The sequence below is a fragment of the Neisseria sp. Ec49-e6-T10 genome (assembly GCF_051132615.1).
Lineage (GTDB): Bacteria > Pseudomonadota > Gammaproteobacteria > Burkholderiales > Neisseriaceae.
The window spans coordinates 428,360-453,644 of record NZ_CP152375.1; the positions used below are offsets into that span (position 1 = coordinate 428,360).

Here is a 25,285-nt window from a genome sequence, read left to right on the forward strand (position 1 = left end):
TTCTCCCAATTAAGCACGATCTGCTTGTTTTTCACCCAGCAATCCACTAGGACGAAAAATCAGCACAACAACCAACACTAAAAAGGCAAAAATGTCCTGATAGTGAGACCCTAATACACCAAAAGACCATGAGCTAACTGTTCCAGCAAAAAAGCTTTCTGCAATACCTAAAATTAATCCGCCTGCAACAGCACCTCCTAAGTTACCAATACCGCCTAACACAGCAGCAGAAAATGCTTTTAATCCAATTAAGAAGCCTGAAGTATAATGTAATTGATCATAATTAGCCGCTTGCATCACACCTGCGACACTGCCTAAAGCTGCACCAATAATAAAAGTCATAGAAACCACTTTATTCACACTTACACCCATAAGAGCAGCCACATCAGGTCGCTGGCTGGTAGCCCTCATGGCACGGCCTAATTTTGTTTTATTGACTAATAGTAATAAAGAGCCCATTAACACAATACAAACAATGATGATGACAATTTGTAAATCTGTCACTTGTGCCCCACCAATGTTTCTGGAAGCATTCTTAATAACATGAGGAAAAGCAATGTAATTAGTCCCCCAAACCATTGCTGCAACTTGCTGTAAAACAATGGATAAACCAACTGCCGTAATTAATGGTGCTAATCTTGGTGCATTACGCAAAGGACGATATGCAACTCTTTCAATTGCATAGCCCATAAACATACAAATAGGTAATGCCAAAAGTAAAGAGCATAAAATCAATACGGCACCAGGCATAGTCACACCAGCGCCAATAAACATAGATAGAAAACTGATGGTAATCATACCGCCGATCATCACAACTTCACCATGAGCAAAATTAATTAAGCCCATAATGCCATACACCATGGTATATCCTAAAGCAATCAACCCATAAATACTACCAACGATAAGGCCATTAAAAAGTAACTGCATGAACTGATCAGACATTATATCCTCCTAGATGTATATTATTTTCGCCTTATGCATTAAAAGACTTATTTATAAAGAGCAAATATTAATCTATCTTAATTTAAAAGATCATCAATATATTTCTATATTTATTAGAGCGCATTATTAAAAGAAAAAACATTGTCTGTCAATCTACAAAATAATAAAGCACTATAAAAATAACAAAGTACATTGTTTTCAATGGTTTTTTATTATAGATTTATATGTTCAATCAACTGATGCTTCTATTGTCATAGTGATACTGATATAGCCAGCGTGAATACTCAAAAAAAGACACTAAATTATTTTTCTCTAAGAAAGAACTATGGTTCAATAGAAAGATCAGTTGAAGATTTACGTACAGACTGTTTAGAAGACCAGAAATAACGCAGAACAAAACCCGGAAAGGCAAAAACAATAAATAAAGACAATGTCACAACATAAAAAACAATATCTTGGCTATGTGCTGTACCATTCGTTTGCTTTTCTAATACATAACCCAGTATACCCATTAAAAAGTAGTAACAAATCCATTCCAGCAATTCAAACAAAAAATACTTTTTTTTAGTTGAGATAACAAAAAATACTTTCTTGCTCATAAATGGTAAATTGGCAGCTAAAAAAGCCAGCAACAAAAAAATCCCCATTCCTACTGTCATATAATGATTCCTAATCATCAAAAAAGAACGGCAATCTATTTTATTGCCGTTCTTTTGATTAAATACTAACCACCCAATACATTTTGAAATGCTGCCGTACACCATGCAATAAGGCTATTAGAATACACACCAAACACTAATAAAATGAGTGCATTAATAGATAATAAAACCTTTGCATCCCAAGAAAAACTTGCCTTTTCATCATGTTCTTGCTGATCAAAGTACATTACTTTAACTACTCTTAAATAGTAGAATGCACCAATTAAAGACATCACAACAGCAAAAACGGCTAACCAAGGATAATTTAATTGAATCAATAACTCAATGATCGTAAATTTAGCAAAAAAACCTAATAACGGGGGAATACCCGCCATTGAGAACATGGCCATTAACATTAAAAATGCCAACCATGGGCTCTTCTGATTCAATCCTTTTAGATCGCTGATTTGTTCACACTCAAAATCTTTATTGGACAAGGCAATTAAAACACCAAAAGCCACCATAGACATAAACACATAGGATACGGTATAAAATAATGCAGCAGTTAATCCTTCTGCACCGCCAGCTAAACCAAATAAGATAAAGCCCATATGTGAAATAGTCGAATAAGCCAACATTCGTTTAATATTGGTTTGCGCAATAGCAGTTAAGTTACCAATAATTAAAGACAATATGGCCAATAGCATTAACATTGCAGACCAATCTTTGATTAAAAGAACCAAACCTGCCACTAAAATTCTAAACATAAAAACAAAAGCAGCCAATTTAGGAGCGGCACCAATAAACATAGCCACAGGGGTAGGAGCACCTTGATACACATCAGGCACCCACATATGAAAAGGTACTGCCCCCAGTTTAAATGCCAACCCAGCCACAATAAACACTAAACCGAATCTCATTAACATGCTATTTGGCTGCTCACTTAAAGAAAATAACACTTCTTCTAAGTATAAAGAACCTGTTGCGCCGTAAACCATAGAAATGCCATACAATAATAAGCCAGAAGCCAATGCACCTAAAACAAAATATTTCAAAGCAGCTTCACTGGCTTTAGGAACATCCCTTTGCATAGCAATTAACGCATACAATGCTAAAGAAAGCAGCTCTAAACCGATATATAATGTCAAAAAGTGAGTGGCACTTACCATCACATTCATCCCTAATAGGGCAAATAATGCTAAGGAATAAAACTCACCTTTATAAATATCTCTGTCTTTCAAATAATTTCTTGAATAAACAAAGCCAAAAAACACAACAATATACATTACAAACTTAACCATTTGTGATAGTCCATCAGCAACAAACATATCACTAAAAGCCAGTGTAGGCTCTACTGGTAATGTATAAAACTGTACAACAGCAACAATAATTAAACTCAATAAGCTTAAAAATACGGTAATACCTCTATTCTTGTCGCTGATAAACAAGTCAACCAACAATACAATACATAGTGCTACCAAAAGCACAATTTCAGGCATTGCAGGGATAAGATTTAAACTAGCCCAGTTCATTCATTCTTCCTTAAATTTTACTTTGTGTCACTTGTATAATTAAATCATTTGCCGCATGGTGTATGATTGCAATAAAAGGTTCAGGATAAAGTCCCATACCCAATACGGCTAAAGCTAAAATACCCAAAATAACAAATTCTCGTTTATTAACATCTTTAAGTTTATTCACTTGCTCATTCACAACGCTACCAAAAATCACTCTTTTATACATCCATAAGGTATAAGAGGCACCTAAAACAAGTGTCGTCGCTGCAATTGCGCCTACCCAAAAGTTTACATTGACAGCCCCCATAATCACCATGAACTCACCAACAAAACCCGATGTACCTGGTAATCCAGCATTTGCCATGGCAAACAACATCATAAATGATGCAAAAATAGGCATGGTATTCACAACCCCACCATAGTCAGCAATATTGCGTGTATGCATACGGTCATACATCACACCAATACACATAAACATAGCGGCAGAAACAAAGCCATGTGAAATCATTTGTAAAATAGCCCCTTTTAATGCCCAAACATTCAAACTCATTGGTGCATCTGGAGAAGCCTGAAAAAACAAGAACAAACCTAAGGTGACAAAGCCCATATGGCTAATAGAAGAATAAGCCACCAGTTTTTTCATGTCTTTTTGAACCAAAGCAACCAGTCCAATATATACCACTGCGATGAGTGACAATACAATAATAACGGGCGCTAATTTTAAAGAAGCATCTGGCAGTATAGGTAAAACAAAACGTAAAAAACCATAAGCGCCTAATTTTAACGTAATGGCAGCCAATACCATTGAACCGCCTGTTGGTGCTTCCACGTGTGCATCAGGTAACCATGTGTGCACTGGCCACATTGGTACTTTTACTGCAAAAGACAAGAAGAAGGCTGCAAACAACACCAATTGCATGTTCAAGCCAATTTGTTTGATATTCTGTAAATCTAAAATTTCAAAACTTCCATTTGCTTGGCTAGACAAATAAATTAATGCAACGAGCATCAACAATGAGCCAAGCAATGTGTATAAGAAAAACTTAATAGATGCATATACTCTTCTAGGGCCACCCCATATACCAATGATTAGGTACATAGGAATCAGCATCGCTTCAAAGAACACGTAGAATAAAATGGCATCTAATGCACAAAAAGCACCATTGATTAAACCAGACATAATCAAGAAAGCAGCAAAATACTGTGCTACTTTTTTCTGTATCACTTGCCAGCCAGCCAAAACAACTAAAAGCGTAATAAAGCTGTTTAAAATCACAAATAAAACAGAAATACCATCTACTCCAAGATGATATCTGATGTTCAGTAACTCAATCCATTGATAGTTCTCTTCAAATTGCATTCCACCACTTAAACGATTGAATTCAGTAAATAATGGTAATGTAATCAAAAACCCTACCAAAGCACCAATTAGTGCCAATACCCGAGCTATTGGTGCCCTTTTATCTGAACCTGTGGCCAACACAATGATACCCGAGACAATCGGTATCCAAATTGCAAGACTAAGTAAGTTTTCGTACATGTTTTAAACCTAAATTAATTATTATTAACGTTGTGAAAAGTCATGTTATTTAATCAGTAGTGGCCATAACCAAACAGTCAATAAGCCGACTACACCAATAACCATCACCGCCGCATACGTATAAATAAATCCTGTTTGTAGACGTTTTGTGATGCTCGCAATTACCTCAACAACCTTCGCCGCGCCATTAACCAAGCAATTATCAATCAAGAAAGTATCACCCACTTTCCAAAAGAATGTACCTAATGCACGAGACCCCTTGGCAAATACAGCAAAATACAACTCATCAAGGTAATATTTATTTTCTAATACAACATAAATTGGTTTAAATGCTGTGGCAATTTTTGCAGGAACATCCGTAAACTTAATATAGAACAACCATGCTAATACCACACCTGCTAAGGCTAAATATAATGGCGCAGTTGAAAGTGAATGAGTCACCATGGTTAAGGCACCATGGAATTCTTCACTTAATTGATACATAACAGGGTGTTTTGCTAAATCAACATAAATTGCATCTTGAAAGAATTGCCCATATACCATAGGTTCAATAGCAAAGAAGCCAATAATTACAGAAGGAATAGCCAATAAAACCAATGGTAAAGTCACAACCCATGGGCTTTCTTTCGGGTTATCGTTAGGGCCTAAACCATGATGCTCCTCATGGGCATGCACATCATCATCCTCATGATGGGTCTGTGCAGCTTGTTCTTTCCAACGTTCTTTCCCGTGGAAAACCAGAAAATAAAGGCGAAAAGAATAAAATGCCGTAATAAACACGCCAGCTAAAACAGCAAAGTAAGCAAAACCAGCTGCTGGCAACTCAGACATGCCTACTGCTTCAATAATGGTGTCTTTTGAGAAAAATCCAGAGAAAAATGGGGTACCAATTAGTGCTAGAGAACCAAGCAACAAGGTAATCCATGTAATCGGCATGTACTTTCTCAAACCACCCATATTACGCATATCCTGATCATGGTGCATACCAATGATGACTGAACCTGCGGCTAAAAATAATAGTGCTTTAAAAAATGCATGAGTCATTACATGGAATACAGCAACAGAATAAGCAGAGGCACCTAATGCAACAGTCATGTAACCTAATTGTGATAAAGTTGAATAAGCAATAACACGTTTAATGTCATTTTGAACAATACCCAAAAAGCCCATAAATAATGCTGTAATGGCACCAATAACCATAATGGTATTTAAAGCCACATCAGACAACTCAAAAATAGGAGACATTCTGGCAACCATAAAGATACCTGCTGTAACCATGGTCGCTGCATGAATCAAGGCAGAAATAGGGGTTGGGCCTTCCATCGAATCAGGTAACCAAACATGTAATGGAAATTGAGCAGATTTACCCATTGCACCAACAAATAACAATAAACAGGTTACTGTGATTAAAGACCACTGCTGCCCAGGAATTAACTCGATTGTTGCACCAATAACATTTGGCAGATACGCGAACACATCATCATAGTTTAGGCTGCCACCAAAATAAGCCAAAACTAAAGCAATGCCCAGAATAAAACCAAAGTCACCTACTCTATTCACTAAAAATGCTTTTAAATTCGCAAAAATAGCAGTAGGTTTTTTAAACCAGAAGCCAATCAATAAATAAGACACGAGCCCTACTGCTTCCCAACCAAAGAATAGCTGAATAAAGTTATTGCTCATGACCAACATAAGCATAGAGAAGGTAAATAGAGAAATATAACTGAAAAAACGTTGATAGCCTGGATCTTCATGCATATAACCAATAGTATAAATATGCACCATTAGCGATACGCTTGTGACCACAACTAACATGGTTGCTGTTAAGCTGTCAACTAAGAAGCCAACAGAAAAATCAATACCATTCATTGTCAACCATGTATATAAAGACTCATTGAATACCTCTGACTCTCCAATTACAAAGCCGTACAAAACGTATATAGACAATACTGCTGAAACCGCTACACCTAAAATAGCAACAGTGTGTGCTCCTCTACGGCCAACAAGAGTGCCAAACAAGCCAGCAATAATCGCCCCCACTAGTGGTGAAAGCGCTATTAGTAAATATAAACTCATTTTATCCATATTAGTTTGCTTTTCTTCTGGTTAACTTAAATTAGCCTTTTAAGCTATCTAAATCTTCAATATTGATGGTGTTATGTGTTCTAAATAATAAGACTAAAATAGCCAAACCAATTGCAGACTCAGCTGCTGCAACAGTTAAAATAAAAAACACAAAAATTTGCCCTGCCATATCACCCAAATATTGGGCGAAAGCAATGAAGTTAAAATTTACAGCCAACAACATTAATTCAATTGACATAAGCAAAACGATGACATTCTTACGATTTGCAAAAATCCCAAAAATACTGATTGAGAATAATAATCCTGAAAGAACCAAATAGTGAGTTAAAGTAATCATTTTTTGTATTCCTTATTTTGTTGTATCAGATGGCGATTCAGGAACATCTTGTGCTTCTTCTGTGACGCCTTCAATTTCTACTTCTGCACTCATCTGAACCACTCTGACTCGCTCTTTTGGTCGTGCTTTAACCTGATCAGCAGGATTCACTCTCTTAACATCTGTACGTTTGCGATGAGTTAAAGCAATAGCCGCAACCATACCTAAAACCAATAAAACTGAAGCTAACTCAAAAGGCATTAAATAAGTTGTATACAATTGCAAACCCAGTTCACGTATATTATTGTAATCAGCGGGTAATGGTTTTAAACCATTAAAACTGACTAAATTCATTTGTGGGTTTGTTAAAATTAATGTGATCTCAATGGCAATAACAGCACCAACGATTAAAGCAATCGGTAAGTTTTTCCAAAATCCCTTACGTATTTCTTCCAAATTGACATCAAGCATCATGACAACAAAAAGGAACAAGACCATTACTGCACCGACATAAACCAAAACCAGCACAATCGCTAAGAACTCTGCTTGCATTAACATCCATAGGCCAGCACTGGTCACAAAAGCCAACACAAGGAATAGCACTGCATGTACTGGGTTTTTGGACATAACAACCCTGATACTGGCCACAAGCAGAATCGTAGAGAAGATATAAAATAAAATTTCTTGAAAAGTCATGCTTCTCCCCTATCTATACTTCGCATCTGCAGATTTTCGTTCAGCAATCTCTGCTTCATATTTATCACCAATGGCCAACAACATAGGTTTTGTATAATACAAATCCCCTCTTTTTTCACCATGGTACTCAAGGATATGTGTTTCAACAATGGCGTCAACAGGACATGCTTCTTCACAAAAACCACAGAAAATACATTTTGTTAAATCAATATCGTAGCGTGTTGTTCTACGCGTACCATCATCTCTTTTTTCTGACTCAATAGATATGGCCATGGCTGGGCAAACTGCCTCACACAATTTACAGGCAATACAACGTTCCTCACCATTTGGATATCGACGTTGAGCATGCAGTCCACGAAAACGCACAGATTGTGGAGTTTTCTCCATGGGATACATCACTGTAATTTTACGAGCAAACATATTCCTAAAGGTCAAGGCCATACCTTGAAGCAACTCAACTAGGAAAAATGTTTTAAAAAATCTTGAAATCATTGTTTTTTTCCTATTGCCAAAGGTTTAATGGGGTCATCATCCATACTGCAACGACAACAATCCACAAAAGCGTTACAGGAATAAACACTTTCCAACCTAAACGCATAATTTGGTCATATCTAAAACGTGGGAATGTTGCACGTAACCATAAATACATATACAAAATGGTACACATTTTTAGAATCATCCACCAAATGCCACTTTGCCCAATCACACCCCAGCTTTGTGGAAATGGAGACAACCAACCACCTAAAAACAGCAAAGAAGCTAAAGCTGAAATCAAAATCATATTGATGTATTCACCTAAAAAGAATACAGCAAATGCCATACCTGAATACTCAACATGGAATCCAGCCACAATTTCTGACTCACCCTCTGCCACATCAAATGGTGCCCTATTGGTTTCTGCAACACCTGAAATGAGATAAACAACAAATAATGGCAATAGAGGTAACCAGTTCCAAGAGAAAACAGAACCACCTGCAATACCTTTACTTTGGGCATTAACAATATCAATAAAGCTTAAACTACCTGACACCATCAACACACCCACTAAAGCGATTCCCATTGCAATTTCATATGAAACAATTTGTGCCGCAGAACGCATTGCGCCTAATAAAGCATATTTTGAATTTGATGCCCAACCAGCAATAATTACACCATAGACCCCCATAGAGGTAATCGCCATAACATACAAAAGGGCTGCATTGGTATTGGCTATAATTAAAGTATCTGTAAAAGGAATAACGGCCCATGCTGCTACAGCTGGCATCATTGTCAACAGTGGTCCAATGAGAAACAGTGCTCTATTTGCAGAAGTTGGCATGATGATTTCTTTAAAAATCAATTTTCCTGCATCTGCTAAAGGTTGAATTAACCCGAAAGGCCCCACTCTATTGGGACCACGACGCAATTGAATATAACCAATCACTTTACGTTCAGCATATGTTAAATACGCCATTACAATCATTATTGGCAAAATGAGCACAATAATTTTTAATAAGGTCCAGACAACTAATGCCATCCCAGAACCTAAATATTGTTGTAACCAAGCCTCCATGCTCATTACCCTCTCTTCAGTTCAATTTCACCCAACAATGCACCAACGGTACAAGTATGTGCATGATGGGCTAAAGAAACCACATTTTCAGGCAATCTGTCATCACAACTGACCACAACACAAACGGGTTGCCCATTTTCCTGACAAACTTGTACAGCTTCTCCTACACTAAATCCTAGATTAGATAATGTTCTGCTATGCAGTATTGCAGTAGGCACTTGTGCTTGTACGGTTTGTTGTAATGAAATTGCTCGACGTACTATTGCGTCTGATTCATAAAGCCCAACATTACCTACCCTATAAAGAAGGTTATCTTTGAACTCTAATGAAGTGACTGTATATTGAATATGATTATTCAATAACTTAGGTAAATCATGCTGAGCCAAAGCTTCTTCGCGCACCTGTTCTACAGAATCAAACTCAAAGCCAGAAAGTTCAAGCATATTGCCTAAAACGCGTAAAACTTTCCATAAAGGCCGAGTTTGTGCTAAAGGACGCACGACACCAAAAAAGCTTTGAAGCTTACCTTCCATATTGACAAAACTACCCGCTGTTTCCGTAAAAGGCGCAACAGGTAATAAAACATCTGCATAATTCAATAAATTTTTGTCTTTGTATGCAGTAAAGGCAATCACTGTTTCCGCTTGTTCCATTGCCTTTAATGCCAAATTACCATCACATAAGTCTTTATCTACTTCTATATTAACCAATACATAAGCTTTTTTGGGCTCAGTTAAGGCGGCACGAGTATTAAACTTTGTTTGTTTGTGTGGTTGTATCATGGCTTGCACACCCACGCTATTACCAGCTTGAGGTAAGAAACCAAAAACTGAATTGGTTTCTTGAGCAATATTCTGAGCCAAGGCAGATAATTGTGCAAAGTCAGGATGATTCTGAGCCAAACCACCCAATAAGACTGTGGACTTTTCTGCAGCTAATAAACTTTGTGCTACTTTTGCAATACCATTATCTTGTTTTTGTCCAGCCTTCTGGGCACGTACTTCAATCAATAATCGTTGTAGATATTGAAGCCATTGCAAAGGATGCTCTACAGTTTGTTCAACAACAGGCATGTTCAGTTCTTCATACACTGCATTCAAAGAACTTAATTTCAATCCTTTTTGTGCCGCACCTCGGATTCTAGCAGTTAATAGAGGTTGCTCTGAACGCCAAGTAGCACCAATGCTAAACACTGCACCATTTTCTAATAAAGATTGTATGCTTTGACCTAGCCAAAACACGCCATCTATATGTCCATCGAGTTTAAAATCTTGCTGACGTAAGCGTGACTCAATGTTCTCAACACCAAATTCTTTAGTCAGTTTTTTAGCAAGATAAGCTTCTTCTAATGTACTAGTAGGGTTCAACAAGCAAGCAATGGCATCTTTACCATGATCATTTGCCACACCTTTTAGACCTTTAACAACATACTCAAGTGCTGTTTGCCACTCAACTTCATGCCATACACCACCATGCTTAATCATTGGGCGTTGTAAACGCTCCTCACTGTTTAAGCCTTCATAAGAAAAACGATCTTTATCTGACAACCAACACTCATTGATTTCATCATTTTCTAAAGGTAAAACTCGTTTTACTTCGTGGTCTTTAACCTGAACAATTAAATTTGAGCCCAATGCATCGTGTGGCGCAATGGATTTACGGCGTGATAACTCCCAAGACCTTGCACTATAACGAAATGGTTTGCTGGTTAAAGCACCCACTGGGCATAAGTCAATGACATTACCTGACAGCTCTGTTTCAACAACTTTACCAACAAAAGGCATAATTTGGGAGAATTCTCCTCTATTGGCCATGCCAATTTCTTGCTGCCCTGCAATTTCTTCAGTAAAACGGACACAGCGCGTACAATGAATACAACGAGACATTTCTTGAGCAGAAACCAAGGGGCCCATGTCTTTGGCCACAACCGCTCTTTTTGCTTCTTGATAACGGCCTGTACTATTACCATAGCCAACTGACAAATCTTGCAATTGACACTCACCACCTTGATCGCAAATGGGGCAATCTAAAGGATGATTTATCAGCAAAAACTCCATAACCCCCTTTTGGGCATTTTGAGCCATCTGCGAATGGGTATGGACTTTCATACCATCCGTTACAGGTGTGGCGCAAGCAGGTAATGGTTTTGGTGCTTTTTCCACTTCAACCAAACACATGCGACAGTTGGCAGCAATCGATAATTTTTTGTGGTAACAAAAATGTGGAATATATGTTCCTGCCGTATTAGCAGCTTCCATAACCGTGCTGCCTTGAGGCACGGCAACTTCTTTTCCATCAATCTCTATTTGTAGCATAACTCAACAATTCCTTATTATGTACTTAGTGCACACTAAAACCACTTATGTTCTACTAAGCATTTTTTATGCTCAATATGGTGTTCAAATTCATGTAAAAAATGTTTTGTAAAACTACGCACAGGGAAAACAGCTGCATCTGCTAAAGCGCAAATAGTTCTACCAGCCATATTATTACCAACAGATGCCAGTAGTTCTAAATCTTCTGTTCTACCCTGTCCATGTTCAATACGATGTACAATTCGATACAACCAACCTGTACCTTCACGGCAAGGTGTACATTGGCCACACGACTCTTCATGATAAAAATAAGACAATCGCTCTAGAGCCTTGACCATACACACATCTTCATCCATCACAATCACTGCACCAGAACCTAACATGGAACCTGCTTTACTGATGGCATCATAATCCATGGTCAAATCCATCATAATATCCGCAGGTAAAACAGGTGCAGAAGAACCACCTGGAATAACTGCTTTTAATTTTTTGCCATGACGCATACCGCCAGCCATTTCCAATAATTGTGAAAATGGTGTTCCCAAAGGAACTTCGTAATTTCCAGGACGTTCTACATGCCCAGAAACAGAAAACAATTTCGTACCAAAATTATTTGGCAGGCCAAAAGAAGAAAATTTTTGTGCACCATCACGCATGATAAAAGGAACAGACGCAAAAGACTCTGTATTGTTAATCGTTGTTGGTTTACCATATAAACCAAACGAAGCTGGGAAAGGAGGTTTAAAACGAGGTTGTCCTTTTTTACCTTCTAACGATTCCAAGAGGGCAGTTTCTTCCCCACAAATATAAGCACCATAACCATGATGTGCATATAAGTTAAAAGAAAAATCTGTTCCTAAAATTTTTTCACCTAGAAAACCTGCTTTTTTAGCTTGTTCTAAAGCTTCCTCAAAACGTAGGTACTCTTCAAAGATTTCACCGTGAACATAGTTATAACCTGCGACAGCCCCCATCGCATAACCAGCAATAATCATCCCTTCTATTAAGGCATGAGGATTGAAACGCATAATGTCACGATCTTTAAATGTACCAGGTTCACCTTCGTCTGTATTACAGACTACATATTTTTCACCCGGAAATGATCTGGGCATAAAACTCCATTTAAGCCCAGTGGGAAAACCTGCCCCTCCACGACCTCTTAAACCAGAATTTTTTACCTCTGCAATCACGTCGTCCTGTGACATAGACTCAGACAAAATACGCTTAAGTGCTTGGTAGCCCCCTCGTTGCATATAAGCATCAATCGTCCAAACATTTGGATCATCTGTATTGACACCGTCAAAAATAATACCTGATTGATATATTGCCATTAGTTTAACTCCGCCAATTTTTCATCTATGGCCTCAGGAGTCATGAAGCTACACATTTTATGGTTATTAATCAGCATTACAGGAGCATCGCCACAAGCCCCCATACATTCACCTTCTAATAAGGTAAATTTGCCATCTGCTGTCGTTTCTCCCAAACCAATACCCAATTTTTGCTGTAAGTATTCAGCGGTATTCACACCACCACGTAAAGCGCATGGTAAATTAGTACACACTGTTAATTTATATTTACCTACTGGTTTTAAATCATACATGTTATAAAACGTTGCGACCTCATAAGCTGCTACTGGCGCAATACCAATATATTTAGCAACATATTCAATCGTATCGCTGGATAAAAAACCTTTTTCCTGTTGCGCAATACGTAAGGCAGACATAATTGCAGAGCGACGTTGGTCAGTTGGGTATTTCGCTAACTCAATATCGATTTTATTTAGAGATTCTGTTGTTAACATTATCGGTCAATCTCCCCAAATACAATATCCTGTGTTCCTATAATGGCCACAACGTCTGCTAACATATGACCTCTTGCCAACTCATCCATAGAAGCTAAATGAGGAAAACCTGGTGCTCTGATTTTGAGACGATACGGTTTATTTGCACCATCGGAAATCACATAAACCCCAAACTCTCCTTTTGGATGTTCAGTTGGTACATAAGCTTCACCTTCTGGCATATGCATGCCTTCTGTAAACAGTTTGAAGTGATGAATTAAATCTTCCATATTGGTTTTCATTGCTTCGCGTTTAGGTGGCGCAACTTTATGATTATCAACAATAACAGGCCCAGGATTATCTTTTAACCACTGCACACATTGTTTGATAATACGATTAGCTTGACGCATTTCTTCAATACGTACTAAATAACGATCATAGCAATCGCCATTGACCCCAACTGGAATATCAAAATCTAACTTAGCATAGACATCATAAGGCTGTTTCTTACGAATATCCCATTCGACACCTGAGCCACGTAACATGGGGCCAGAAAAACCTAATTCTTTGGCTCGTTCTGCACTCACAACACCGATGCCAACGGTACGTTGCTTCCAAATACGATTCTCTGTTAACAAGTTTTCATAGGTATCTACGCAAGCAGGGAAGCGATTGGTAAAGTCTTCAATATAATCAAGCAATGTACCTTGACGAGCCTGATTCAAATCTTGCAATTTTTTACCTTTGGTAAATTTGCTTTGTGCATATTGTGGCATTGAGTCAGGTAAATCACGGTAAACACCACCGGGTCTAAAATAAGCAGCATGCATTCTGGCTCCAGATACAGCCTCATACATATCCATAAGCTCTTCACGCTCACGAAAAGCGTATAAAAACACTGTCATTGCCCCGATATCTAATGCATGAGAACCTACACCCATCAAATGATTCAAAATTCTGGTAATCTCTGCAAACATTACTCGGATGTACTGAGCACGCTCAGGTACTTGAATGTTTAAAATCTTTTCAAGAGATAAACAATAGGCATGTTCATTACACATCATAGAAACATAATCAAGCCTGTCCATATAAGGTAATGCTTGCAAATATGTTCTATGCTCTGCTAATTTTTCTGTACCACGGTGCAATAAGCCAATATGTGGATCTGCTCGCACGACCACTTCACCATCAAGTTCCAGCACCATACGTAATACCCCGTGTGCTGCAGGATGCTGCGGGCCAAAGTTAATTGTATAATTGCGAATATTAGCCACCGTACTGCTCCTCTCTCACGATACGAGGGGTGATTTCTCTCGGTTCTATACTGACAGGTTGATAGATGACTCTTGATTGCGCACTGTCGTAACGCATTTCCATATCACCTGAAATAGGAAAATCTTTTCTGAAAGGGTGACCAACAAAACCATAGTCTGTCAGAATTCGGCGTAAGTCAGGGTGGTTATTAAACAAGATACCAAATAGGTCAAATGCTTCACGCTCATACCAATTGACACCATTGAATAATGGGTAAATTGAATCCACAATAGGAAAGTCATCATTGGATGCGAACGTTCTTACTCTGAGTCGCCAATTATGGGTCACAGACAATAGATGAATAACAACAGCAAAGCGTGGGCCTTGCCACTCTTGATTTTTATATGTACTGTAATCCACGCCACATAAGTCTGTTACTTGATCAAAACCCAACTCTTTTGTTTCTTTTAATGCTTTAACCAAGTTGAAGTAATGTTCACTTTTACATTCAAGAGTCAACTCATTTCCAGACACGACCAATTTTGTTGGTAATCCAGGAAATTGTGTTTCTATAAGATTTTTTAACGTTTGTATTTTTGTAGACACAACACACTCTCCTAACGCGCTATAGTGCTTGTTCTTTTAATTTTATTCTGTAGCTGCATTAAACCGTAAAGTAAAGCTTCTGCAGTAGGTGGACAACCTGGCACGTAAACATCAACAGGCACAATACGGTCACACCCTCTGACAACGGAATATGAATAATGGTAGTAACCGCCCCCATTTGCACAAGATCCCATTGATAAAACCCAACGAGGTTCCGCCATTTGGTCATAAACTTTACGTAAAGCAGGTGCCATTTTGTTACAAAGCGTACCAGCGACAATCATTAAATCTGACTGGCGAGGGCTAGGACGAAAAATAATACCATACTGGTCTAAGTCATATCGCGCTGCCCCAGCTTGCATCATTTCAACCGCACAGCAAGCCAAACCAAATGTCACTGGCCATAAAGAGCCTGTACGCACATAATTAATCAGTTTATCAGCCGATGTTGTGACAAACCCTTCTTTTAAAACGCCCTCTATTCCCATTCTAAAGCGCCTTTTTTCCATTCATACACGAAACCAACCACCAAAATAGCTAAGAAAACCATCATGGCACCAAATCCAAACAATCCAAGCTCTTTAAAAACAACTGCCCATGGAAATAAAAAGGCAATTTCAAGATCAAACAAGATAAATAGGATTGCAACAAGGTAATAACGTACATCAAATTTCATACGCGAATCTTCAAATGCTTCAAAACCACATTCGTAAGCGGAGTTTTTTTCTGCATCTGGTCGACTTGGGCCCATAACTTTACCTAAAAAGATACACCCCCCGCCAATCAAAAATCCTATGATAATGAACATCAATATGGGAAAATAATTCTCTAACATGGCAAAATAATTCCCTACGTGACAAAATAGCAATTGCTTATTGTAACCGCTCCGATGCCTTTTTTGAAGTATCAAATTTGAATTTACTTTGATATTTTACTTATTTTTCAGTCAATTGAGAACGATTATCACATGACATTGTATTTTTGATATTAATCAATGTTATTGATTCTTTAAGTTGTTTATCTGACATTTTTAGTGTAGTTGCTTAAAATAATCTAATATAAATTTGATTAAAATTAAATTGGTCTATACAAGCTAGCCATTTTATCTAGTTAAATCAGCCACTTTACTTAGTTTTACAAATACTCAATTGCTCTTATTGAATGTTTTCAATAAAATAGGGAAAATTTTATGTCACATTAACCTTGTAGTTTCTTTCTTACAAACTCGGACAAAACCAAAATGAACAATTAACACGCTTATATTTTTATTGATTACAACTTAAAATATAAGACTTTGTTATTGTTTTTTCTTGAGAAATTTCATATTTTTAAAATTAATATTGTACTTTGTCATAGAACAATAGCAATGTCTTTTCTTCTAAACTTTGGGAGAAAACATACTATGCCAAATATCGTACTTGAACACGTTTCTTTTCAATTTAACAGCTCTGATTTTATACTTCATAATATTTCCTACTCTTTTGGAGAAGGAAAACACAACCTTATTGGCCATAATGGTGTAGGAAAATCGGTTTTAGCATCTTTACTTGCTGGAAATCATAAACCAAGTGATGGGAAAATCATTCATTCATCTATTGTCGAATTATTTTCCCAACAATTTATTTCACCAGAACAATCAATAGCCTCTTTTTTAAACATTGAAGCCCCTTTAAAAGCTTTGCATCGTATTTTATCAGGTCACTATTGTGAACAAGACATGAGCCTAATTGGTGATAATTGGGCCTTAGAACAAAAGACACAAGAAATATTGGCACAAATTGAAATCTTTGCGGATTTATGGCAGCCTTTTCATTCTTTAAGTGGTGGGGAACAAACCCGTTTAAGGTTATTGAAACATTTTCAAAACAAACCAAATTGGCTCATTCTGGACGAACCAAGCAATCATTTAGATATACAAGCAAGAGAATGGTTAAAAACACAAATAAAGCAATATCCAAACAATTTATTGTTAATTAGCCACGATTTATCATTACTAGAAATCATACCTAATACTCATGAACTCACACCAAAAGGTATTCTGTATTTTCATGGCAATATTCATGATTATTTGCAACAAAAATTCACCAAGCAATTGGCTTTACAACAAGCGCTAGAACACGAACAAAAAACGCAGAAAATATTAACGCATAGTTATCAAAGAAATAAAGAACATACCAATCAAAGAGCTATTCAAGGTAAAAAACTAAAAAAATCAGGTAGTCAAAGTAAGCTGATTTTGGATAGAAAAGCAGATAAAGCAACGCTGAATCAAGCTTCTTTAAAAAAACGATACACAAAATTATTTGAGTTATCTGAACAAAAACGTCTTGACACTCAAAATCAAATTGAAGCAACAACAGAGCTCAAATTAAGCTTAAACCAAAATCAACATGCCAATCATCATTTTATATTTTGTGACCACTTGATCTTGCCTTACGGACATCAGGACCCCATAACTTTTTTCTTAAAAAATAATGAACAAGCTTTATTAATGGGCAAAAATGGTAGCGGTAAGTCTACTTTATTGCACATTTTATCGGGTAGACTTCAACCAAAAAGTGGCTGCTGTCAAACATCTGGAAAAATTGTGTATTTAGATCAACACCAATCTTTTTTATTACCACACCTAAATGTATTGGCAAACTTCGAGCATTATGTGCCTAATTTAGGGGAAACAAATTACCGTACTTTACTGGCTAATATTGGGCTAAAAAAACATAAAGTCTACAGCCCCATACATGCTCTTAGCGGAGGAGAAAAAATCAAACTGGCTTTATTAATCATTTACTCCTACCCTTCCTTGCCTATTTTGCTCTTAGACGAACCAGATAATCATTTAGATATAATGGCAAAAAAAATGCTGATAAATGCTTTACAACGGTATAAAGGCATGATGCTTCTTGTGAGCCATGATTCAGATTTTTTGAAACAGATAGACATCAAAAAAAGTATATTTTTATAAAAAGCTAAGCACCATACATATATCAAGCACAGAGTGCTTCTGAAAAAAATGATTAACCACGATTGTTCAATTCATATGCTAAAATATGTTATTCACTAATATTAAGGTTAAATATGTTGCACTTATACAATACATTAACTCGCCAGAAAGAAAAGTTCACGCCAATTGACCCTAAAAATGTCAGGATGTATGTATGTGGAATGACTGTATATGATTACTGTCATTTAGGTCATGCACGAGTAATGGTTGTATTCGATATGATTGCTCGCTGGTTGCGCCAAACTGGTTTCCCATTAACTTATGTACGTAATATTACGGATATTGATGACAAAATTATTGCTAGAGCGTTGGAAAACAAAGAAAGTATTGAAGCACTTACCAACAGATTTATTCATGCGATGCATGAAGATGCAAATGCTTTAGGGGTGCTAAGCCCTGATTTTGAACCACGAGCAACTGCACATATCCCAGAAATGATCGATATGATTGAACGATTAATCGAGAATAATAAAGCCTATAAAGCAGATAATGGTGATGTTTATTTCTCGGTAAGGGAGTTTCCTCCTTATGGTCAACTTTCTGGAAAAAGTTTGGATGATTTACGTGCAGGAGAACGTGTAGGAATTGATGCTTTCAAAAAAGACCCAATGGATTTTGTCTTATGGAAAGCAGCAAAACCCAACGAACCGAGTTGGGAAAGCCCATGGGGCAAAGGACGCCCCGGCTGGCATATTGAATGTTCTGCAATGAGCGAAGAATTATTGGGCGCTCATTTTGATATTCATGGTGGCGGCGCTGACTTACAGTTTCCTCACCATGAAAATGAAATTGCACAAAGCTGTGGTGCACAAGATCCAAAACACCAACATGCATTTGTTAATTATTGGCTACATAATGGTTTTATTCGTGTAGATAACGAAAAGATGTCGAAATCTTTAGGTAATTTTTTTACCATTAGAGAAGTACTTGAAAAATACGATGCCGAAGTGATTCGCTTTTTTATTTTACGTGCTCATTATCGTAGCCCACTGAACTATTCAGATGTTCATTTAAATGATGCAAAAAATGCATTAACACGCTTATATACAGCCTTAAAAAATGTTGAAGAAATTGTGCTACCTGAAGATTGGGTAAATAATGATTATTCTCAACGTTTTTTTGAAGCGATGAACGATGACTTTAATACTGTTGGTGCTATAGCGATCTTATTTGAATTAGCGACTCAAATTAATAAAACACCCGATGCACAATTAGCAGGTTGTTTACAAAAGCTAGGAAATTTGCTTGGGCTGTTAGAAAGAGACCCTATTTTATTTTTACAAGGTGCTGGGCAAAATAATACTACTTTAAACGAAGAAACTATTCTGTCTATGATTGAAGCTCGTAAACAAGCTAGAGCTGAAAAAAATTGGGCTGAATCTGATCGTATCCGTGATGAATTGCTACAACAAGGCATTTTATTGGAAGACGGCCCTCAAGGTTCTACATGGCGTAGAGCATAAATCTAGATAAAGTACAAAATGTGCTTGAATGTTTTAAGAAAAAGTTAGATAATAATAAGTTCATCAAAATGTAGCATAGGCAAAACCCCTATGTCCGCTAAATTAAAGGAAAAATCATGAAACAAGGTATTCATCCAGAATATACACCACTAGAAGTTACATGTTCTTGTGGCAACACATTTACAACTAAGTCTACAATGGCTAAGGACAAGTTCCATATTGAGGTTTGCTCAAATTGTCATCCGTTTTACACTGGCAAACAAAAAATTGTGGACAGTGCTGGTCGTGTGGATAAATTCCAACAAAAATACGGCAATATGTTCAAACGTTAATCGTTATACACATATCAAAAAAGGTGGCCTTATTAAGGTCGCCTTTTTTAATGCTATTATCAATTTAATATAACGGATTAACTAAAACAAACTCTGCAAGAACAAATCCAGAAAACCGGATTAACAAGCTGATTTTTATGACATAATTACAATTAAAAATTTAATTTAATGGATAATGATTTTGAAAAATAGCGCGTTATATCATCAGCCTATTTTCATGTTTATAGAAAAACTCGCGATGATTGAAGTTTATTACAATAAATTCTGCAAAACATCGTATAATAAGCTATGATAGCCTTCTGGCTTTTTATCTGAACCAAATTTAGATGACTTCACAATAAACAATGAATAAACTTAAATTTACCAAAATGCATGGTTTAGGAAATGATTTTATGGTGATTAATGCCATAGATCAGATTTTCATTCCTGACATAAAACAAATACAACAATGGTCTGATCGGCACTTTGGTATTGGTTTTGATCAATTATTATTGGTACAAAAACCTGACGATCCAACAAATGATTTTAAATATCGTATTTTCAATGCTGATGGTAATGAAGTTGAACAATGTGGTAATGGTGCACGCTGTTTTATGCGGTTTGTGTACGAAAAACAATTAACAAATAAATCAACTATTTTGGTTGAAACGGTTAAAGAAACAATTACCTTATCACTTGATGATCACGGATTGGTTACTGTGAACATGGGACAGCCTCGTTTTGAACCAAAACAAATTCCTTTTTTGGTAGATAAGATTGCCAATAAATACACTATTGAATTTGAAGGCCATCAAGCTGAGATTACTTGTATTAATATGGGGAACCCTCATGCCGTGCTATTGGTGAAAGATGTAGAACAAGCGCCAGTTGAACAATGGGGAAGTGCCATTGAAAAGCACCCCCTTTTCCCCGAAGGCGTTAATGTTGGCTTTTTACAAATTCTAAACAAGTCTGAGGTAAAATTGCGTGTTTTTGAAAGAGGTGTAGGTGAAACTTTTGCCTGTGGTACAGGTGCCTGTGCGGCTGTTGTAGCAGGTATTCGCCTAGGTTTATTAAATGAAACAGTTTGTGTATTTACCCAAAAAGGGCAGTTAACCATTCACTGGCAAGAACAACAACCCGTCACAATGACAGGCCCAGCACAGACTGTTTTTGAAGGAGAAATTAGCTATTAATATGGATAAAAATGCAATCGTTCATTATTTAAGTACCCATCCTGATTTTTTAGCTGAATGTGCTGAACGTTTTGGCTTACAAGCAAAAAATAATAAAGTAGTCAGTTTTTCAGAAGTTAAACTTATCGCTGCTGAAGATAAGATTCAACGCCTTGAAAAAAATATACATACACTTATTGAAAACGCAAAACACAATGAAAAATTAGTTGAACAACTCTTTGCTTTGAATCTAGATTTAATCAAAGCAACCTCAGCAAATGAATTATTTTGTGCCATTTCAAAAACACTCAATGAATATTTTAATTTGGAAGCTTATACAATTAAACTCCTACCCCATGTTGAAAAATCAAGCTCTTGGTTAACAGAAGAGTATTATTTACCAATTGGACACCCAGCTATTCATAAAATAGAACAACTCACCCATCCTATATGTCATCATTATTTAATCAAAGAAATGTTAGACTGGCTCCCAACACAAACCAGCTTACAAAGCTTCATCCAAATTCCCATTCATTTGACCACAAAAGAACAAATCGATGGTGTGATGGTTATTGGTAGTGCAAACCCTAAACGTTTTAGCAATGAACACGATACAATTTATGTTCAAAAGATGGTAGAAGCCATTGTAACAACACTCATGCGTCTAAGGAACAGCATCGCATGATGATTACGCTGCTTTGCCTCTCAGTTTATATTATTTTTGCTGGCTATTTATGTTTTAAAAATAATCAGTTTTCATGGTTATGGACGACAATTTTTTTATGGCTGGTAGCAACAATTGCGCTATCTAAACTCTTACCTGGAATCTATACCTTATTTAGCACCATTAGCCTTTACCCTGCCCCTTTATATTTTTTACTGGGCAGTATTATTTATTTTATTAAAAACACTCAATATAAAAAAGAGACAAAACAGTGGTATTTTACAGGACAATCTACATTAAGCAGCTTTGCCTTAAGTAATCTTTTTATTCACCTAGGGTTTGGCTTTTTACTGTTGGCTATCTATCTGTTTTATCCCTATTACTTACAATCTCTTTTTGTTTTAAACACATTAAATCAATACTTCTTACAACCGATATGGATTATTGGCTTACAAATTACATTAATGTGCTTAATTATGTTATATGTCAAATTTAACCAGTTAAAAATCATTAAAATGAGTTTTTCTCAGGCAATATTATTCATTAGCCTAACGGCTTTATTTTCTGTGATTCTGACTATTATTGATGTTGTAGAGCGCTATGCGCAATTTTAATCAATGGTCAGTTTAAAGTTGATGAATAAAGTAAAATAACACCTGTATTTTTGACTTGAAAGGAAATATTTCTATGGCTTTTAATCTTAAAAATAGACATCTTCTAAGCCTAATTCATCACTCAGCTCAAGAGCTGCATTATCTACTTGAATTATCAAAACAACTGAAACAAGCAAAATATACAGGTACAGAACAACAACGTTTAAAAGGCAAAAATATTGCCCTTATTTTTGAAAAAACATCGACCCGTACCCGCTGTGCCTTTGAAGTAGCGGCATATGATCAAGGAGCCAATGTGACTTATATTGATCCTCAATCCTCACAAATTGGTCATAAAGAAAGTATGAAAGACACAGCCAGAGTATTAGGCAGAATGTACGATGCAATTGAATATCGTGGTTTTAAACAAAAAACCGTAGAAGAGTTGGCTCAGTTTGCTGGTGTACCTGTGTTTAATGGTTTAACTGATGAATACCATCCCACACAAATGTTAGCAGATGTATTAACAATGTTAGAACACTGCAATAAACCTGTTCATGAAATTAAATTTGCTTATGTTGGTGATGCACGGAACAATATGGGACACTCTTTGTTGCTAATTGGCTCAAAGCTTGGCATGGATGTACGAATTGCCGCACCTAAGAACCTGTTGCCTCAAGATGAATTAGTCACACTGTGCCAAGAGTTTGCACAGACAAGTGGCGCAAAAATCATGCTTACAGAAAAACCAGAAGAAGCAGTAATGGGGGTCGATTTTATTCATACTGATGTCTGGGTATCAATGGGAGAACCAGTTGAAACATGGAAAGAACGTATTGAAGAGTTGCTGCCCTTTCAAGTAAATAAAACTTTAATGCAAGCAGCACAGAACTCTCGTGTTAAATTTATGCATTGTTTACCTGCTTTTCATAATAGTGAAACGGCCGTAGGTAAAAAAATAGCGCAGCAATACCCTCATCTAGCTAATGGAATTGAAGTGACTGAAGATGTGTTTGAATCTGAAGCTTGTATTGCTTTTGACCAAGCTGAAAACCGAATGCATACAATTAAAGCGGTTTTAGTTTCATCTTTGGCTTAATTAGCTAATATAAATCTGGAAAAAAGGCCAATATATATTGGCCTTTTTAAATCTAAAAGTAAAACTATTTTAAACACTTATAAAAGTACTTAATTTATTCTCTATTTGAACAAATTCAGATTAATAGAATAAGTTTGAATATAACATTCCATCCATCTGAACCTGTCATTACACTTACTTTCTAACCTTTACATTACGCTAACTTAATTTAATAGAAAAATATCTATACTTTATTCATATCTATTCGACTCGATTTATATTGGAGAGTGTGCATGAATAAAGCATTTATATTACCTATAACTGTAGTAGCTTCCTTAAGCCTATCAGCTTGTATGGTAGATGTTGCACCAAACTATACACAAGGCCACTCACATATTTATAAATATGATCGATATGATCATCGTTACAGGCTACAACATCAATCTGGGCACAAGAGTTATTATCAACCTCATAAAAATAAGCATGGCTTTCAAAATAATATAGATAAATCGCCTCCTAAACATCAATTCAATAAAGGAAAAAATCATTATTCAGAAAAGAACACTAGACCCAGATGAATCCAATTAAAAGAGAAACCACTACGATGGTTTCTTTTACTTATTGAAGTATTACATCCGATTATTTTTTAACACACCATTACAAAACAAATTAAATATTTACACAATCAAAACTTAAATCAATATTTATATAATTATAATTCAACTTACAAAATAAATTATTTACTACTGGAGAGTCACATGAAAAAATCAATAATTTTATCTGCAATCATGGCATTATCTTTAGGTTTGTCTGCATGTGTAGTAGATGCTGGGCCCAATAGAAATGATCGCAATCCCCCAAACAAACATGATCATCAATATAATAAAAATCGCCCTACCCCAAATCAACATAAACAAAATAAAGACCACTATTCAGGAAAAAATGATCGACCAGATACTTATAAACCGAAGCCTCGATAAAATAAATCAATAAAAGAAACCTATTTATATAGTATGGTTTCTTTTATTGATGGTCCTTGGAAAATACATATTATAATGAACTTCATTTTATTTCACTTTATTAAAGTAAAATATCCAATTAATTTTCCTTAACATATCATTACAAAAAAATTTAATTATTTACATATTCATAACTTAATTTAATATTAATATAATTATAATTCAATTTATAAAATAATTTTTTTCACAACCGGAGAAACACATGAAAAAATCAATTCTTTTATCAATAGTATTAGCATCTTCTTTGATCATGTCTAATATAGCCAGTGCCGCACCAAATAATTATCAACCTAATAAAGAGCCTCAATCTAGCCAACCACAAGATAAAAAAGCTAATGATAACCATAAAAATGTTGAACAGCGCAAAGATGGTGATAAACGCAAAAACAGTGAACAGCGCAAAGATGGCGATAAACGCAAAAATAGTGAACAACGCAAAGATGGCGATAAACGCAAAAATAGTGAACAACACAAAGATGGTGATAAACGCAAAAATAGTGAACAACGCAAAGATGGCGATAAACGCAAAAATAGTGAACAACGCAAAGATGGCGATAAACGCAAAAATAGTGAACAACGCAAAGATGGCGATAAACGCAAAAATAATGAACAACGCAAAGATGGCACAAGCAATCAGGCACCTAAAAATCAAGGAGGGTATTCTGACAAAAATAATGCCCCTAAATAATATCAGGTATACATAAAATCATAAAAAACAGCCAACATCAAAATACATG

Annotated in this window: 26 protein-coding genes; 10 read left to right on the forward strand and 16 right to left on the reverse strand. The window is 36.2% G+C overall.

The features are described 5' to 3' along the window. Nucleotides 1–9: 9 nt before the first annotated feature. The 16 genes from AADH04_RS02085 to AADH04_RS02160 all read right to left on the reverse strand — a co-directional run bounded on the left by AADH04_RS02085 (nt 10) and on the right by AADH04_RS02160 (nt 16,079). Nucleotides 10–942, reverse strand: a complete 933-nt coding sequence (locus AADH04_RS02085) for a branched-chain amino acid ABC transporter permease (protein WP_434778603.1) — start codon at nt 940–942, stop codon at nt 10–12. Between the two features lie 323 nt (nt 943–1,265). Then, on the reverse strand, nt 1,266–1,601 hold the full coding sequence (locus tag AADH04_RS02090) for a DUF2818 family protein (RefSeq protein WP_434778604.1): 336 nt from the start codon (nt 1,599–1,601) through the stop codon (nt 1,266–1,268). Between the two features lie 65 nt (nt 1,602–1,666). Continuing rightward, nucleotides 1,667–3,112 (reverse strand): NADH-quinone oxidoreductase subunit NuoN, encoded by a 1,446-nt coding sequence (gene nuoN, locus AADH04_RS02095; RefSeq protein ID WP_434778605.1) that lies wholly within the window; start codon nt 3,110–3,112, stop codon nt 1,667–1,669. Between the two features lie 10 nt (nt 3,113–3,122). Continuing rightward, nucleotides 3,123–4,637, reverse strand: a complete 1,515-nt coding sequence (locus tag AADH04_RS02100; RefSeq protein WP_434778606.1) for an NADH-quinone oxidoreductase subunit M — start codon at nt 4,635–4,637, stop codon at nt 3,123–3,125. Nucleotides 4,638–4,682: 45 nt separating this feature from the next. Continuing rightward, on the reverse strand, nt 4,683–6,722 hold the full coding sequence (gene nuoL / locus AADH04_RS02105) for an NADH-quinone oxidoreductase subunit L (protein WP_434778607.1): 2,040 nt from the start codon (nt 6,720–6,722) through the stop codon (nt 4,683–4,685). 31 nt (nt 6,723–6,753) lie between these two features. Further along, nucleotides 6,754–7,059 (reverse strand): NADH-quinone oxidoreductase subunit NuoK, encoded by a 306-nt coding sequence (nuoK, locus tag AADH04_RS02110; RefSeq protein ID WP_434778608.1) that lies wholly within the window; start codon nt 7,057–7,059, stop codon nt 6,754–6,756. 12 nt (nt 7,060–7,071) lie between these two features. Continuing rightward, entirely contained in the window at nt 7,072–7,734 is a 663-nt protein-coding gene (locus AADH04_RS02115; RefSeq protein WP_434778609.1) for an NADH-quinone oxidoreductase subunit J, read from the reverse strand. Nucleotides 7,735–7,743: 9 nt separating this feature from the next. Further along, complete coding sequence (gene nuoI, locus AADH04_RS02120) at nt 7,744–8,226, reverse strand: NADH-quinone oxidoreductase subunit NuoI (RefSeq protein WP_434778610.1); 483 nt, start codon at nt 8,224–8,226, stop codon at nt 7,744–7,746. A gap of 10 nt (nt 8,227–8,236) precedes the next feature. Further along, nucleotides 8,237–9,286, reverse strand: coding sequence for an NADH-quinone oxidoreductase subunit NuoH (nuoH, locus tag AADH04_RS02125; RefSeq protein WP_434779778.1), 1,050 nt, complete (start codon nt 9,284–9,286; stop codon nt 8,237–8,239). Between the two features lie 5 nt (nt 9,287–9,291). Further along, nucleotides 9,292–11,601: an NADH-quinone oxidoreductase subunit NuoG gene (gene nuoG / locus AADH04_RS02130; RefSeq protein ID WP_434778611.1), complete on the reverse strand. Its 2,310-nt coding sequence runs from the start codon at nt 11,599–11,601 to the stop codon at nt 9,292–9,294. 35 nt (nt 11,602–11,636) lie between these two features. Further along, nucleotides 11,637–12,932, reverse strand: coding sequence for an NADH-quinone oxidoreductase subunit NuoF (nuoF, locus tag AADH04_RS02135; RefSeq protein WP_434778612.1), 1,296 nt, complete (start codon nt 12,930–12,932; stop codon nt 11,637–11,639). Then, nucleotides 12,932–13,405: an NADH-quinone oxidoreductase subunit NuoE gene (nuoE, locus tag AADH04_RS02140; RefSeq protein ID WP_434778613.1), complete on the reverse strand. Its 474-nt coding sequence runs from the start codon at nt 13,403–13,405 to the stop codon at nt 12,932–12,934. Before nuoE ends, nuoF begins: the two co-directional genes overlap by 1 nt. Further along, nucleotides 13,405–14,658, reverse strand: a complete 1,254-nt coding sequence (locus tag AADH04_RS02145) for an NADH-quinone oxidoreductase subunit D (RefSeq protein ID WP_434778614.1) — start codon at nt 14,656–14,658, stop codon at nt 13,405–13,407. The genes nuoE and AADH04_RS02145 overlap by 1 nt, the downstream gene beginning before the upstream one ends. Next, a complete protein-coding gene (locus AADH04_RS02150; RefSeq protein ID WP_434779779.1) occupies nt 14,651–15,232 on the reverse strand; it encodes an NADH-quinone oxidoreductase subunit C in 582 nt (193 codons plus the stop codon). Before AADH04_RS02150 ends, AADH04_RS02145 begins: the two co-directional genes overlap by 8 nt. A gap of 23 nt (nt 15,233–15,255) precedes the next feature. Beyond that, nucleotides 15,256–15,732: a NuoB/complex I 20 kDa subunit family protein gene (locus tag AADH04_RS02155; protein ID WP_434778615.1), complete on the reverse strand. Its 477-nt coding sequence runs from the start codon at nt 15,730–15,732 to the stop codon at nt 15,256–15,258. After that, a complete protein-coding gene (locus AADH04_RS02160; protein WP_434778616.1) occupies nt 15,723–16,079 on the reverse strand; it encodes an NADH-quinone oxidoreductase subunit A in 357 nt (118 codons plus the stop codon). Before AADH04_RS02160 ends, AADH04_RS02155 begins: the two co-directional genes overlap by 10 nt. 567 nt (nt 16,080–16,646) lie before the next feature. On the opposite strand from AADH04_RS02160, the gene AADH04_RS02165 reads away from it, so the two are divergent. From AADH04_RS02165 to AADH04_RS02210, 10 genes are all read left to right on the forward strand, one after another. Next, entirely contained in the window at nt 16,647–18,206 is a 1,560-nt protein-coding gene (locus tag AADH04_RS02165; RefSeq protein WP_434778617.1) for an ATP-binding cassette domain-containing protein, read from the forward strand. Between the two features lie 113 nt (nt 18,207–18,319). Then, nucleotides 18,320–19,708, forward strand: a complete 1,389-nt coding sequence (gene cysS / locus AADH04_RS02170) for a cysteine--tRNA ligase (protein WP_434778618.1) — start codon at nt 18,320–18,322, stop codon at nt 19,706–19,708. 116 nt (nt 19,709–19,824) lie between these two features. Continuing rightward, nucleotides 19,825–20,040: a 50S ribosomal protein L31 gene (gene rpmE, locus AADH04_RS02175; RefSeq protein WP_434778619.1), complete on the forward strand. Its 216-nt coding sequence runs from the start codon at nt 19,825–19,827 to the stop codon at nt 20,038–20,040. A 344-nt stretch (nt 20,041–20,384) separates the two neighbouring features. Next, on the forward strand, nt 20,385–21,215 hold the full coding sequence (dapF, locus tag AADH04_RS02180; RefSeq protein WP_434778620.1) for a diaminopimelate epimerase: 831 nt from the start codon (nt 20,385–20,387) through the stop codon (nt 21,213–21,215). Nucleotide 21,216: 1 nt separating this feature from the next. Then, nucleotides 21,217–21,879, forward strand: coding sequence for a DUF484 family protein (locus tag AADH04_RS02185; protein ID WP_434778621.1), 663 nt, complete (start codon nt 21,217–21,219; stop codon nt 21,877–21,879). Next, the gene (locus AADH04_RS02190; RefSeq protein ID WP_434778622.1) at nt 21,876–22,472 is read left to right on the forward strand and encodes a hypothetical protein; all 597 of its coding nucleotides are present in this window, start codon (nt 21,876–21,878) and stop codon (nt 22,470–22,472) included. The genes AADH04_RS02185 and AADH04_RS02190 overlap by 4 nt, the downstream gene beginning before the upstream one ends. Nucleotides 22,473–22,545: 73 nt before the next feature. Then, nucleotides 22,546–23,550 carry an ornithine carbamoyltransferase gene (locus tag AADH04_RS02195; RefSeq protein WP_434778623.1) on the forward strand — a complete coding sequence of 335 codons (1,005 nt, stop codon included), beginning with the start codon at nt 22,546–22,548 and terminating at the stop codon, nt 23,548–23,550. Between the two features lie 272 nt (nt 23,551–23,822). Beyond that, entirely contained in the window at nt 23,823–24,107 is a 285-nt protein-coding gene (locus AADH04_RS02200) for a hypothetical protein (protein ID WP_434778624.1), read from the forward strand. A gap of 180 nt (nt 24,108–24,287) precedes the next feature. Then, nucleotides 24,288–24,509 carry a hypothetical protein gene (locus AADH04_RS02205; protein ID WP_434778625.1) on the forward strand — a complete coding sequence of 74 codons (222 nt, stop codon included), beginning with the start codon at nt 24,288–24,290 and terminating at the stop codon, nt 24,507–24,509. A gap of 241 nt (nt 24,510–24,750) precedes the next feature. Continuing rightward, nucleotides 24,751–25,236, forward strand: coding sequence for a hypothetical protein (locus AADH04_RS02210; protein WP_434778626.1), 486 nt, complete (start codon nt 24,751–24,753; stop codon nt 25,234–25,236). The last annotated feature ends 49 nt before the right edge of the window (nt 25,237–25,285 follow it).